Source organism: Agrococcus versicolor, assembly GCF_039531815.1.
Lineage (GTDB): Bacteria > Actinomycetota > Actinomycetes > Actinomycetales > Microbacteriaceae > Agrococcus > Agrococcus versicolor.
Map to the genome: position 1 here is coordinate 369857 of NZ_BAAAQT010000005.1, position 13266 is coordinate 383122.

The following is a 13266-nucleotide window of genomic DNA, read 5'->3' on the forward strand; positions in this document are numbered from 1 at the left end:
CTACTCCGAGAAGGGGAACTCGCGCACGTCGTCGCCGAAGCGCGACGTGACGACGAACGATCCCTCGGTCGTGCCCGCGGGGACGACGACGATGGCGCGGCCCTGGGTGAACGAGTCGCTCGCGGCGTACACGTCGTCGACGGCCGTGACGGCGAGCGACGCGGGGTCGCTCGTGCTGTACGTGCCGGAGGCCGTGACGACCTGCACCTCGAAGCACGTGCTGAAGGACGCGCTGCCGTCGTCGTGCGTGGCGTCGAGCACGAGCGAGACGGCCTCCATGCCCTCGGGCACGGTGCCGGACTGGATCTGCGTCGGCAGCTCGTAGCCGGTGACCGTGTACGTCCAGGTGTCGCCCGCGCCGTCGTCGACGGTGAACGGCCCGAGGCCGTCGCTCGTGGGCTCGGCCTCCTCGCTCTGCGTCGGCTCGGCGGGGGCGTCCGAGACGGGGGCGCTCGAGGCGGGGGCGGGCTCGGAGGCGGCGGGCGGCGGGCTCGCGACCGGCGCCGCCTGCGGCAGCTGGATGCAGCCGACCAGGGCTGCGCCGGCGAGCGCGACGACGCCGACGGCGAGGCTGCGACGGATGGGGCTGCGGTGCGTCATCGCGCACTCCTTCCTCGGAGGATGACCGCAGCGTAGGCCCCAGCAGGCCGCGAGGCCAGACCCGACCTCGGCTCGGCGTCACCCCGAGGGGGGCATCCACGCGTCGGGGGCGTTCGTCCTCGGCGTGGTCGCACCCGCTCCGGAGGCCGCGGGCACGCATGCCCTGACGGTATGCTGGGAGGACACTCCGACCCCACCGCGCCATCTGGGCGCGGAGAGAGGCCGCCGTGCTTGCACTCGTCGCCGCATACGCCCTCGTGGCGATCGGCGCGAGCATGCTCTCCCGCACCATCGGCCGATGGGTCTTCCTCATCCCCGCCGCGCTCAGCGCCGTCGGCGCCGTGTGGTTCGCGCTGCAGGTGCCCGCGGTCGCCGCCGGCGTCGTCGCGCAGGAGCGCCTCGAGTGGATGCCGACGCTCGACATCGCGCTCGACCTCCGCCTCACGCCGCCCGCGTGGCTGCTCGCGATGGTCGTCACGGGCGTCGGCGCGCTGATCTTCGCGTACTGCGCCTGGTACTTCCGCTCGGCGACGCTCGCGCCGCGCACCGTCGGCCTCCTCACGGGCTTCGCCGGCAGCATGCTCGGCCTCGTCCTCTCCGACGACCTCGTGCTGCTCGCCGTCTTCTGGGAGCTCACGACCGTCTTCAGCTACCTGCTCGTCGGGCTCAACCACCACGTCCGCAAGAACCGCATCGCGGCGCACTCCGCCCTCGTCGTGACGACGATCGGCGGGCTCGCGCTGCTCGTCGGCGTGCTCATGGTGGGCCACGAGGCGGGGTCCCTCTCGCTCGCGGCCGTCGTCGCCGATGCGCCGCACACGGCCGTCGCGTCCGTCGGCATCGCGCTCGCCGTCGTCGGCGCGCTCGCGAAGTCGGCGATCGTGCCGTTCCAGTTCTGGCTGCCGGGCGCCATGGCGGCGCCGACGCCCGTGTCGGCGTTCCTGCACGCCGCCGCGATGGTCAAGGCGGGCGTCTTCCTCGTCGCGGTGCTCACGCCGGCCTTCGCCGACCTGCCGTGGTGGCGCCCGGCGCTGCTCGTGCTCGGCACCGCGACGATGCTGCTCGGCGCCGTGCGGGCGCTGCGACAGGTCGACGCGAAGGTGCTGCTCGCGCACGGCACCGTGAGCCAGCTCGGCCTCCTCATCACGATCCTCGGCATCGGCACGGCGCAGGCGATGCTCGCCGGCCTCGCGATGCTCGCGGCCCACGCCATGTTCAAGGCGGCGCTCTTCATGGTCGTCGGCGTCGTCGACCGCACCTACGGCACGCGCGACCTGCGCAGGCTCGGCGGCATCGGGCGCGAGCATCCCGTGCTCGCCGCCGCGGCGATCGTCGCGGCGGCCGCCATGGCGGGCGTGCCGCCCGCGCTCGCGTTCGTGGCGAAGGAGTCGGGCCTCGCGGCGGCCGAGCAGGCGCTGCACCTCGCCGGGCTCGACCCGGGCGTCGACGCGTGGGTCGGGGTCGTCGGCCTCGTGGCCATCGCCGCCGGCGCGGCCCTCACGGCCGCGTACACCCTGCGCTTCGTCGTGTCGCTCTTCCTCGGCGCGCGCCGCGACGCCGAGACGACGTCGTCGCCCGCCGCCTGGCCCATCGTGGCCTTCCCCGTGGCGCTCGCGGCCACCGGGCTCGCGCTCGGCTTCGCCGGCGACGCCGTGACGGCGCTGCTCGAGCCCGCCTTCGCGCCGGCGATCGCCGCCGACGACGTCGAGCACCTCGCGCTGTGGCACGGCGTGACCCTGCCCCTCGTGCTCACCCTCGCCGCGCTCGCCGTCGGCGTCGGCATCTGGTTCGCGTTCGGCCGCAGGCTCGGCGACGTCGACGACCGCGACCCGCTCGAGCAGGGCTTCCGCGGCATGATCCGCGGCATCGACCGGCTCGCGGTCGAGCTCACCGGCCGGACGCAGACGGGCTCGCTCCCGCTCCACGTCTCGGCCATCCTCCTCACGGTCGTCGCCCTGCCGGGCGTCGTCGTGGTCGCGAGCGGCGCCTTCCTCCAGGAGGTGCGCGTCGCCGACGGCATCGGGCAGCTCGCCGTCGCGATCGCCATCACGGTCGCCGCGATCTTCGCCGCCAACACCCGTGGCCGCCTCAAGACCTTCATGCTCCTGTCGGTCGTCGGCTACGGCGTCGCCGTGCTGTTCCTGCTGCACGGCGCCCCCGACCTCGCCCTCACGCAGGTGCTGTGCGAGACCGTGCTGCTCGTGCTGCTCGTGCTCGTGCTGCGCAGGCAGCCGAAGTACTTCACCGACCGTCCGGTGCGCTCCGCGCGCTGGCTGCGCGCGTCCCTCGCGATCGGCGTCGGCGCCGTCGCCTCGCTCGTCACGGTCGCGGCCGCCGGCGCCCGCGTCGCCATCCCCATCTCGGACCGCTTCTACGACCGCGCGTACGACTTCGGCTACGGCTCGAACATCGTGAACGTCACGCTCGTCGACATCCGCGCGTGGGACACCCTGGGCGAGATCGCCGTGCTGCTCGTGGCGGCGACGGGCGTCGCGAGCCTCATCTTCATCCGCACGCGCTCCGCCGACCCGCGCGGCACGCTCCGCGGCGACCGCGGCCGCCCCGACACCGGCACGGAGCGCTCGGGCGCCTTCCTGCGCGGCGCGCAGGGCATCAGCGCCGAGGACGCCGCGCCCGTGCTCGAGATGATGACGCGCCTCATCTTCCCCGTGATGATCGTGGTGTCGCTCTACCTGCTGCTCGTCGGCCACAACCTGCCGGGCGGCGGCTTCGCGGGCGGCCTCGTCGGCGGCATCGCGTTCGCGCTGCGCTACCTCGCCGCCGGGCGCGACGAGCTCGCGAACGCCGCGCCGTTCGACGCCGGGCGCCTGCTCGGCGTCGGCATGGCGACGGCGGTCGCGAGCATGCTCTGGCCCGTGCTCGTCGGCGGTCGCATCGGCGAGTCGTACCGCATCGACCTCGACCTGCCGATCCTCGGCGAGTCCTACCTCGTGACGACCGTCGTGTTCGACGTCGGCGTGTACCTCATCGTGATCGGCGCCATGCTCGACTTCGTCCGCAGCCTCGGCGCCGGCATCGACGTCCAGGTCCGCCAGGGCCTCGCGCCCGTGCCGATCGCGTCGTCCGACCGCGTCGAGACGGGGGACTCGCGATGATCCCGAGCCTCGCACTCGTCGTCGCCGGCGGCGCGCTGCTCGCGTGCGGCGTCTACCTCATCCTCGAGCGATCGATCCTGCGCATCCTCGCTGGCGTCATCCTCGCGAGCAACGGCGTCAACCTGCTGTTCCTCGTCGCGAGCGGCGCCGCGGGCCGCTCGCCCATCATCGGCGAGGGCGCCGCCGAGATCTCCGATCCGCTGCCGCAGGCGTTCGTGCTCACGGCCATCGTCATCTCGCTCGCGGCGAGCGCGTTCATGCTCGCCCTGTCGTACCGCTCGTTCCAGCTCGACGGGCACGACGAGGTCGCGGACGACGTCGAGGACGCGCTCGTGCGCCGCCGCGCCGACGCCGACCTCACGAGCGCGTCGTTCGCCGAGCGGCCCGGCGTCGACGACGACACGGAGTCCGGCGGCGTGCAGTCGCCCGAGCTCTCGCCCGAGGAGGTCGACCCGCGCGACGTGCCGGACACCGAGGAGCCCGAGCTGCCCGAGCCGCTGCTCGAGGACGAGCCCCAGGGCGCGATCGACCCGGACGGGAGGGGCTGATGGACGCCGCCAACCTCGTGCCGCTGCCCGTGCTGCTGCCGCTCATCGGCGCGGGCGTCGCGCTGTGCTTCCCGCGCAGCCCGCGCGTGCAGCGCATCGTCTCGGCGACGTCGCTCTCGGCCGTGCTCGTCGTCGCGGCGTTCCTCGTCGCGTTCTCGACGACCGGTCCGCAGGTGCTGTGGGTCGGCGCGTGGCCCGAGGGCCTCGGCATCGTGCTCGTCGCCGACCGGCTCTCGGCGCTCATGGTGCTCGTGTCGAGCATCGTCACGATCACGGTGCTCGTCTTCGCCACGAGGCAGGACCAGGACGCCGGCACCACCGAGGCGCCGGTGTCGATCTTCCACCCCACGTACCTCGTGCTCTCGGCGGGCGTCGCGAACGCCTTCCTCGCCGGCGACCTCTTCAACCTGTTCGTCGGGTTCGAGATCCTCCTCTTCGCCTCCTACGTGCTCCTGACGCTCGGCGCCCCGCGCGAGCGCGTGCGCGCCGGCAGCACGTACATCGTCGTGAGCATCGTCTCGTCGACGCTGTTCCTGCTCGCGATCGCCATCGTGTACGCCGCGGTCGGCACCGTGAACTTCGCCCAGATGTCCGAGCGCCTCGGCGAGCTGGGCGAGGGGCTGCAGCTGACGATCCAGCTGCTGCTGCTCACGGTCTTCGCCGTGAAGGCCGCGATCTTCCCGCTGTCGTCGTGGCTGCCCGACTCGTATCCGACGGCGCCCGCGTCGGTCACGGCGGTGTTCGCCGGGTTGCTGACGAAGGTCGGCGTGTACGCGATCATCCGCCTGCAGACGCTCTTCTTCCCCGACAGCCCGCTCACCGACCTCCTGCTGTGGGCGGCGCTCGCCACCATGGTCGTCGGCATCCTCGGCGCGCTCGCGCAGAACGAGATCAAGCGACTGCTGTCGTTCACGCTCGTGAGCCACATCGGCTACATGGTGCTCGGCATCGGGCTCGCGACCGAGGCGGGCATGGCCGGCGCCATCTTCTACGTCGCCCATCACATCCTCATCCAGACGGCGCTCTTCCTCGTCGTCGGGCTCATCGAGCGCGCGGGCGGCTCGACGTCGATGTCGAAGATCGGCGGCCTCGCGTCGATCCCGGTGCTGGCCGTGCTCTTCTTCGTGCCGGCCATCAACCTCGCCGGCCTGCCGCCGTTCTCGGGCTTCCTCGGCAAGGTCGCGCTCATCCAGGCGGGCATCGACGTGGGCACGCCGCTCGCGTACGCGCTCGTGTTCGGCGGCATCGCCGTCAGCCTGCTGACGCTGCTCGCCATCATCCGCGTGTGGCACCGCGCGTTCTGGGAGCCCGCGCGCGAGCAGGACGCGAAGCACCGCAGGCTGCCGGCGAGCTGGCTCGTCACGGCCGGCGCGCTCGTCGCCGTGACGTGCGCCATCACGGTCGTCGCGGGCCCGCTGTCGAGCTTCGCGACCGACGCGGCGCACGACCTGCGCGACGGCGCGTACGTCGAGGCCGTCGAGGAGGCGATCCCGTGATGCGACGCATGCACTCCCGCGTCAGGGCGCGGCTCTCCTGGACGGCGACGATCGGCCTCACGCTCGTCTGGGCCGTCCTCTGGGGCGACGCGGCGATCGGCACGCTCGCGCTCGGGCTCGTCGTCGCGCTCACGGTGCAGCTCGCCTTCCCGCTGCCGGACGTGCCCGAGATGGAGCGCTTCCGTCCCGTGGCGCTCGTGCGGCTGCTCGCCTGGATCGGCGTCGGCCTCGTGCGCGCGAGCGTCGAGCTGTCGATCGGCGTCCTCTCCGTGCACAAGCCCGTGCAGCACGCCCTCATCCGCGTGCCGCTCCACACCGACAGCGCGTTCGTGCAGGCGATGACCGTCGAGGTCGTCTCGCTCATCCCCGGGTCGATCGTCGTCGAGCTGCAGCGCAGCGAGCTCACGCTCCACGTCTTCGACGCGGCGAGCGCGGAGTCGATCGACAAGGCCAGACGCGAGGTGCGCGACGCCGAGCGGCTGCTCGTGCGCGCGTTCGCCTCCCGCGAGGAGCGCGACCGCTACCAGCAGGAGGTGGCCGCATGATGTGGGTCCTCGTCGCCGCGGGGGTGCTGCTGGCAGCCAGCGCCGTCATGGCCATCGTCCGCCTCGTGCGCGGACCGTCGCCCATCGACCGCGTCATCGCGACCGACGTGCTCGTCGCCGTCGTCGTGGGCGCCCTCGCGATCGAGGCCGCGGTGTCGCAGCACTCGTACACCGTGCCCGTCATGCTCGCGATCTCGCTCGTCGCCTTCGCCGGCACCGTCGCGATGGCGCGCTTCGTCGCCGGCCGCACGAGCACGGTGCGCAGCGAGGAGGACCAGGGATGAGCGGGATCTCCGACGCCATGACCATCGCGGGCGCGGTGCTCATCCTGCTCGGCGCCGTCTTCACCGCCATCGCCGCCTTCGGCGTGCTGCGCCTGCCCGACGCCCTCGGACGCATGCACACGGCGTCGAAGCCGCAGACGCTCGGCATCGCGATGCTCGCCGTCGGCCTCGCGCTCGAGCTGCAGCAGCCCGCCGCGACGGGGATGCTGCTGCTCGTGGCGTTGCTGCAGCTGCTCACGGCGCCCGTCGCGAGCCAGATGATCGCGCGCAGCGCGTACCGCGCGCGGCAGTATCGGCGCGACCTGATCATCGAGGACGAGACGACCGACTGAGTCGGCTACGATCGAGGCACAACTGCAGAACCCGGCCGTCGCAGCCCATGCGGAAGAGTCGCCTCGCGCGACACCGAAGGAGCAAGCACTCCCCGCCAACCTCTCAGGTCCGAAGACCGCATGCGCAGGCCGCTCAGGAGCATTCCGCGACTGAGGGGGAGTCCCGACCCCGGAGGACTCATGCCCCCGTCCCACGCGACCCCGCTGCAGACGCCGCTCGAGGCGCGACACGTCGCCGCCGGCGCGCAGCTCACCGAGTTCGGCGGCTGGATGATGCCGCTGCGCTACGGCTCGGACCTCGCCGAGCACGCCGCGGTGCGCGAGCGCGCGGGGCTCTTCGACCTCAGCCACATGGCCGAGCTGCGCGTGCGCGGCGCGGAGGCCGGGGCGTTCCTCGACCACGCGCTCTCCGGCCGCCTGTCGGCGCTCGAGCACGGGCAGGCGCGCTACACCCTCCTGCTCGCCGAGTCCGGCGGCATCCTCGACGACCTCATCGTCTACCGCCTGGGCGAGACCGAGTGGCTCGTCGTCGCGAACGCCGGCAACCGCGACGTCGTCGTCGCGGCGCTCGCCGAGCGCGTCGCGGGCTTCGACGCCACGGTCGTCGACGAGACCGAGGAGATCGCGCTCGTCGCGGTGCAGGGTCCGGCGTCGCAGGCGATCGTCGAGGCGATCGGCCTCGAGTCGGAGCCGCTCGACGAGCTGCGCTACTACCGCGTCGTCGAGGCGATCTTCGAGGGGGAGGACGTGCTCGTCGCCCGCACGGGCTACACGGGCGAGGACGGCTTCGAGCTCTACGTGCCCGCGCACGCCGCCGAGGACCTGTGGGATGCGCTCGTGCGCGTCGGCGCGCCGCTCGGCCTCGTGCCGTGCGGCCTCGCCGCACGCGACACCCTGCGCCTCGAGGCGGGCATGCCGCTGTACGGCCACGAGCTGTCGGTCGACACGCTGCCGGCGCAGGTCGGCGTCGGCCGCTCGGTCGCGCTGCGGACGAAGGGCGCGTTCGTCGGACGGGAGGCCGTCGAGGCCGGTCCCGCCGAGGACGCCCCCGTGCTCGTCGGCCTCGTCGCCGAGGGCCGCCGTGCCGGCCGTGCCGGCTACGCCGTCGTCGACGGCGACGCCGAGGTCGGCGTCGTCACCTCCGGCGCGCTGTCGCCGACCCTCGGCCACCCCATCGCGATGGCGCTCGTGCGCCCGGGCCACTCGGGCTCGCTCGCCATCGACGTGCGCGGCACGCGCATCCCCGTCTCGATCGTCGACCTTCCCTTCTACCGCCGTCAGGAGCGAGCATGACCACGCAGTACACCGCAGATCACGAGTGGGTGCGCGCCGAGGGCGACGTCCACGTCATCGGCGTCACCGACCACGCGCAGCAGCAGCTGGGCGACGTCGTGTACGTCGACCTCCCCGCCGTCGGCCGCACCTTCGCCGCGGGCGAGGCGCTCGGCGAGATCGAGTCGACGAAGTCGGTCGGCGAGCTCTTCGCACCCGCCGACGGCGAGATCGTCGAGGTCAACGACGACGTCGCGAGCGACCCGACCCTCGTGAACCAGGACGCCGAGGGCGCCGGCTGGCTCGTGAAGGTGCGCTTCGCATCGGAGCCCGAGCTGCTCGACGCGGCCGCCTACCAGGCCACGCTCTCCTGATGCGGGCGTTCCGCGACCGCCACATCGGCACGGGGGCGAGCGCGCAGCAGACGATGCTGCGGCTGCTCGGCCACGACTCGCTCGAGGCGCTCATGGAGGCGGCGGTGCCCGCGGGCATCCGCTCGACGCCCGAGGGCATCGGCGCCGCGCTCACCGAGCGCGAGGCGACCGAGCGGCTCGCGGAGCTCGCCGGCCGCAACACCGTGCGCCGCAGCGCGCTCGGCCTCGGCTACCACGGCACCATCACGCCCGCCCCGATCCGCAGGAACATCCTCGAGAACCCGTCCTGGTACACGGCCTACACGCCGTACCAGCCGGAGATCTCGCAGGGTCGCCTCGAGGCGATCATCAACTTCCAGACGATGGTCTCCGACCTCACGGGCCTCGACACCGCGAACGCGTCGATGCTCGACGAGTCGACGGCGGTCGTCGAGGGCATGCTCCTGGCACGACGCGTGTCGAAGGCCTCCTCGAACGTCTTCCTCGTCGATGCGGACGCGCTGCCGCAGACGAAGGCGCTGCTGCGGCATCGCGCCGAGGCCGTCGGCATCGCGCTGCACGAGACGGCGCTGCGCGAGGGCGAGGCGCCCACCGGCGTCGACGTCTTCGGCGCGTTCGTGCAGTACCCCGGGGCGTCGGGACGCGTGTGGGATCCGCGCGCGGTCATCGACGCCGTGAAGGCGGACGGCGGCGTCGTCGTCGTCGGCGCCGACCTGCTCGCGCTCGCCCTCGTCGAGTCGCCCGGCGAGCTCGGCGCGGACATCGCCGTCGGCTCGACGCAGCGCTTCGGCGTGCCCATGGGCTTCGGCGGGCCGCACGCCGGCTACCTCGCCGTGCGCTCGGGCCTCGAGCGGCAGATGCCCGGCAGGCTCGTGGGCGTCTCGAAGGACGCCGACGACTACCCCGCGTACCGTCTCACGCTGCAGACGCGCGAGCAGCACATCCGCCGCGAGAAGGCGACGAGCAACATCTGCACGGCGCAGGTGCTGCTCGCCGTCATGGCGGGCATGTACGCCGTCTACCACGGCCCCGACGGCATCCGCCGCATCGCAGAGGACGTCCACCTCGCCGCGCTGCGGCTGCAGGCGGCCGCCCGCGCCGCGGGCGTCGAGGTCGTGCACGACGACGTGTTCGACACCGTGCGCCTGCGACTGCCGGGCCGTGCGCGGCAGGCGGGCGAGACGGCGCGCTCGCGCGGCGTGCTCGTGCACGTCGTCGACGAGGACACGCTGCAGGCGAGCGTCGACGAGGTGTGGGCGGAGACCGGCATCGGCGACCTCCTCGCCGCGCTCGACCTCTCGGATGCCGGTGCCGTCGAGCCGTCGATCGCGATGCCCCGCACGACCGCGTTCCTCACGCACGAGGTCTTCGCGACGCACCGGTCCGAGACGTCGCTCATGCGCTACGCCAAGCGGCTCGCCGACAAGGACTACGCGCTCGACCGCGGCATGATCCCGCTCGGCTCGTGCACGATGAAGCTCAACGCCGCGACCGAGATGGAGCCCGTCACGTGGCCGGCGTTCGCCGAGCTGCACCCGTACGCGCCCGTCGGCGACGCCGCGGGCACGCTCGCGATGATCGACGAGCTCTCGTCGTGGCTCGCAGCCCTCACGGGCTACGACGTCGTGTCGTTGCAGCCGAACGCGGGCAGCCAGGGCGAGCTCGCGGGCCTCCTCGCCATCCGCGGCTACCACCGCTCCCGCGGCGACGAGGCGCGCGACGTCTGCCTCATCCCCGCCTCGGCGCACGGCACGAACGCCGCGTCCGCCGTGCTGGCGGGCATGCGGGTCGTCGTCGTGACCACCGACGAGTCCGGCGACGTCGACATCGCCGACCTCGAGGCCAAGGTCGAGGCGCACCGCGACCGCCTCGCGGCGCTCATGATCACCTACCCGTCGACGCACGGCGTCTACGAGGAGGGCATCCGCCGCGTCTGCGACGTCGTGCACGGCGCGGGCGGCCAGGTGTACATCGACGGCGCCAACCTCAACGCGCTGCTCGGCCACGCGTCGTTCGGCGACGTCGGCGGCGACGTGAGCCACCTCAACCTGCACAAGACCTTCTGCATCCCGCACGGCGGCGGCGGGCCCGGCGTCGGTCCGGTCGCGGCCAAGGCGCACCTCGCCGAGTTCCTGCCGCAGGATCCGCGCACGGCGCCGATCACGGTCGACGGCCTCACGATGGGCGCGCTGCCGGTCTCGGCGGCGCCGTGGGGCTCGGCCTCGATCCTGCCGATCTCGTGGAGCTACGTGCGGATGATGGGCACCGAGGGGCTCACGGCGGCCACGGGCGCCGCGGTCCTCGCGGCGAACTACGTCGCCGCGCGCCTGCGCGAGCACTTCCCGGTGCTCTACGCGGGCCCGAGCGGCCTCGTGGCGCACGAGTGCATCCTCGACCTGCGGCCGCTCAAGGAGGCGACGGGCGTCACGAACGACGACGTCGCGAAGCGGCTCGTCGACTACGGCTTCCACGCGCCGACGATGTCGTTCCCCGTCGCGGGCACGCTCATGGTCGAGCCGACGGAGTCCGAGGACCTCGCCGAGCTCGATCGCTTCTGCGACGCGATGATCGCGATCAAGGCCGAGGCCGAGCGCGTCGCCGCGGGGGAGTGGACGCTCGAGGAGAGCCCGCTGCGCCGCGCCCCGCACACGGCGGGCAGCATCGTGCGCGACTGGGACCGCCCGTACTCGCGCCAGGAGGCGGTCTTCCCCGTGCCCGGCGTCGAGCACGCGAAGTACTGGCCGCCGGTGTCGCGCATCGACCAGGCGTTCGGCGACCGCAACCTCGTGTGCGCGTGCCCGCCGCCGGAGGCCTTCGCCGACTGATCGCGCGCACGGCGCGCGATCGCCGACTGGGAGGGGACGTCAGGGTGCGTCCGTAGGATCGCAGGCGCACCCGTTCCCCGCTCGACCCCCACGGAGGTGGCCATGCGCCGTGCGCGTCCGCTCGCAGCAGCCGTCGTCGCGACCCTGCTGCTCTCGGCATGCGGCGCGTCGCTGCCCGCATCCGTCATCGAGGGCTCCGAGGTCTCGATCGGGTGGCAGGGCGAGCTCACGAGCGTCAACGTCGCCTCGCGCACGGGCGACACCCCCGCGAACCAGGACGTCGCCGCGGCGACGCGCACGCAGTTCGCCTCGATCGGCGGCGACGGCACGCTCGTCGAGCACCGCGACCTCGGCACGGTCGAGATCGCGCGCGAGGATCCCTTCGCCGTCCGCTACGACGTCGCCGACGGCGTCTCGTGGTCCGACGGCGTGCCGCTCGACGCCGCCGACCTGCTGCTGGCGTGGGCGGCGGGCACGAACGCCCTCGCGCCGGAGGACTTCGACCCGGCCGCAGCCGTCGACGAGGCGGGCGAGCTCGTCGTGCCCGACGACGTCGCATGGTTCGACGTCGCCGACCCGGCCGGGCTCGCGCTCGCCGACGGCGCTCCCGAGGTCGACGAGTTCGCGCGCGCGATCGAGATCCCGCTGACGGGTCCGGTGCAGGACTGGCAGACGATGCTGCAGGTCGCGGTGCCCGCGCACGTCGTCGGGCAGCTCGCCCTCGGCATCGAGGATCCGATGGAGGCGAAGCAGGCGGTGCTCGAGGCCATCGACCTCGCCGACCCCGAGCGGCTCGCGGCGATCGCGGCCGTGTGGAACGACGGCTTCGACGTCGACGCGTCGACCGATCCCGCGCTGCTCGTCTCGAGCGGGCCCTACGTCGTGACGGGCATCGACGACGACGGCGTGACGCTCGAGGCCAACCGTCGCTTCACGGGCACGACGCCCACGATCGAGACGATCGAGCTCGCGGCGATCCCCGAGGATCGGCTGCTCACCGCGGTCGGCACCGACGTCGAGGCGGTGGAGGTCGTGCCGACGGAGGAGAACTTCGTCACGATCCGCGACCTCGAGCGCGACGAGTTCACGCTGACGCCGACGCAGACCGGCAGCATCTGGACGCTGCAGCTGCGCGGCGACCGCGGCGTGCTGCAGTCGACCCTCGCGCGCCAGTCGCTCCTGCACGCCATCCCGCGCAGCGACGTCATCGAGGCGGCGGGCGGCGCGTGGGGCGACCGCATGGGCACGACCGACTCCGTGCTCTTCCCCACCGGCAGCGACGGCTACGGCATCGTGCAGGAGGACGCCGGCTTCCAGGCGGCGTGGGGCACGTCCGACGACGAGCTCGCCGCCGCCGAGCGCGAGCAGGCGGGCGTGCCGGCGGGCACGGCCGTGTGCGTCGTGTACGACCGCGACGAGCCGTACGCCGCGCGCGCGTTCGCGGCGCTCGCCGGCGGCATGGGGGAGTCCGGCTGGGCCGTGGCCGACTGCGGCGCCGACGACGTCGACGCACGGATCGCCGAGGGCGGGTGGGACGTCGTGATCGCCGCCGTCGCGCTGCCGACGACGGCCGAGGAGGTCGCGGCGCAGTGGGGCACGGGCGGATCGGCGAACCTCACGGGCGTCGGCGCCGCCGATCGCGACGAGGCCATCGCCTCGTCGGGCGTGCGGACGGAGGCGAACGACGTGCGCGACGACCTCGTGGCCGTCGAGACGTCGATCGTGTCGCAGGGCGTCGTGCTGCCGCTGTCGAACGTCATCGTGGCCGACGTCGTCGCCCCCGGGGTCGAGGGCGTGCAGCCGCGCAACGGTCCCCTCGCCCGCCTCACGTGGGATCTGCCGCAGTGGGCGCTGCCCGAGGCGGAGGAGTAGGG

Annotated in this window: 11 protein-coding genes and 1 riboswitch; of the genes, 10 read left to right on the top strand and 1 reads right to left on the bottom strand. The window is 73.4% G+C overall.

All coding sequences use genetic code 11. The features are described 5' to 3' along the window. Positions 1 to 600, bottom strand: a complete 600-nt coding sequence (locus ABD249_RS04605; RefSeq protein WP_344340857.1) for a hypothetical protein — start codon at positions 598 to 600, stop codon at positions 1 to 3. A gap of 227 nt (positions 601 to 827) precedes the next feature. Here ABD249_RS04605 and ABD249_RS04610 point away from each other — a divergent pair, with 227 nt between their 5' ends. The 10 genes from ABD249_RS04610 to ABD249_RS04655 all read left to right on the top strand — a co-directional run bounded on the left by ABD249_RS04610 (position 828) and on the right by ABD249_RS04655 (position 13264). Continuing rightward, on the top strand, positions 828 to 3716 hold the full coding sequence (locus tag ABD249_RS04610) for a Na+/H+ antiporter subunit A (protein WP_344340860.1): 2889 nt from the start codon (positions 828 to 830) through the stop codon (positions 3714 to 3716). Beyond that, positions 3713 to 4264 carry a Na(+)/H(+) antiporter subunit C gene (locus tag ABD249_RS04615; RefSeq protein WP_344340863.1) on the top strand — a complete coding sequence of 184 codons (552 nt, stop codon included), beginning with the start codon at positions 3713 to 3715 and terminating at the stop codon, positions 4262 to 4264. The genes ABD249_RS04610 and ABD249_RS04615 overlap by 4 nt, the downstream gene beginning before the upstream one ends. Next, complete coding sequence (locus ABD249_RS04620) at positions 4264 to 5760, top strand: Na+/H+ antiporter subunit D (RefSeq protein WP_344340866.1); 1497 nt, start codon at positions 4264 to 4266, stop codon at positions 5758 to 5760. Before ABD249_RS04615 ends, ABD249_RS04620 begins: the two co-directional genes overlap by 1 nt. Further along, positions 5760 to 6305 (top strand): Na+/H+ antiporter subunit E, encoded by a 546-nt coding sequence (locus ABD249_RS04625; RefSeq protein ID WP_344342521.1) that lies wholly within the window; start codon positions 5760 to 5762, stop codon positions 6303 to 6305. Before ABD249_RS04620 ends, ABD249_RS04625 begins: the two co-directional genes overlap by 1 nt. Continuing rightward, positions 6302 to 6589, top strand: coding sequence for an MrpF/PhaF family protein (locus ABD249_RS04630; RefSeq protein WP_344340869.1), 288 nt, complete (start codon positions 6302 to 6304; stop codon positions 6587 to 6589). The genes ABD249_RS04625 and ABD249_RS04630 overlap by 4 nt, the downstream gene beginning before the upstream one ends. After that, a complete protein-coding gene (gene mnhG, locus ABD249_RS04635; RefSeq protein WP_344340872.1) occupies positions 6586 to 6921 on the top strand; it encodes a monovalent cation/H(+) antiporter subunit G in 336 nt (111 codons plus the stop codon). Before ABD249_RS04630 ends, mnhG begins: the two co-directional genes overlap by 4 nt. 40 nt (positions 6922 to 6961) lie before the next feature. Beyond that, positions 6962 to 7050, top strand: a riboswitch (glycine riboswitch). Between the two features lie 51 nt (positions 7051 to 7101). Further along, complete coding sequence (gene gcvT, locus ABD249_RS04640) at positions 7102 to 8214, top strand: glycine cleavage system aminomethyltransferase GcvT (protein WP_344340875.1); 1113 nt, start codon at positions 7102 to 7104, stop codon at positions 8212 to 8214. Continuing rightward, positions 8211 to 8567, top strand: coding sequence for a glycine cleavage system protein GcvH (gene gcvH, locus ABD249_RS04645; RefSeq protein WP_344340878.1), 357 nt, complete (start codon positions 8211 to 8213; stop codon positions 8565 to 8567). Before gcvT ends, gcvH begins: the two co-directional genes overlap by 4 nt. After that, positions 8567 to 11392: an aminomethyl-transferring glycine dehydrogenase gene (gene gcvP / locus ABD249_RS04650; RefSeq protein WP_344340881.1), complete on the top strand. Its 2826-nt coding sequence runs from the start codon at positions 8567 to 8569 to the stop codon at positions 11390 to 11392. Before gcvH ends, gcvP begins: the two co-directional genes overlap by 1 nt. A gap of 102 nt (positions 11393 to 11494) precedes the next feature. Further along, positions 11495 to 13264: an ABC transporter substrate-binding protein gene (locus ABD249_RS04655; RefSeq protein ID WP_344340885.1), complete on the top strand. Its 1770-nt coding sequence runs from the start codon at positions 11495 to 11497 to the stop codon at positions 13262 to 13264. Positions 13265 to 13266: the final 2 nt, after the last annotated feature.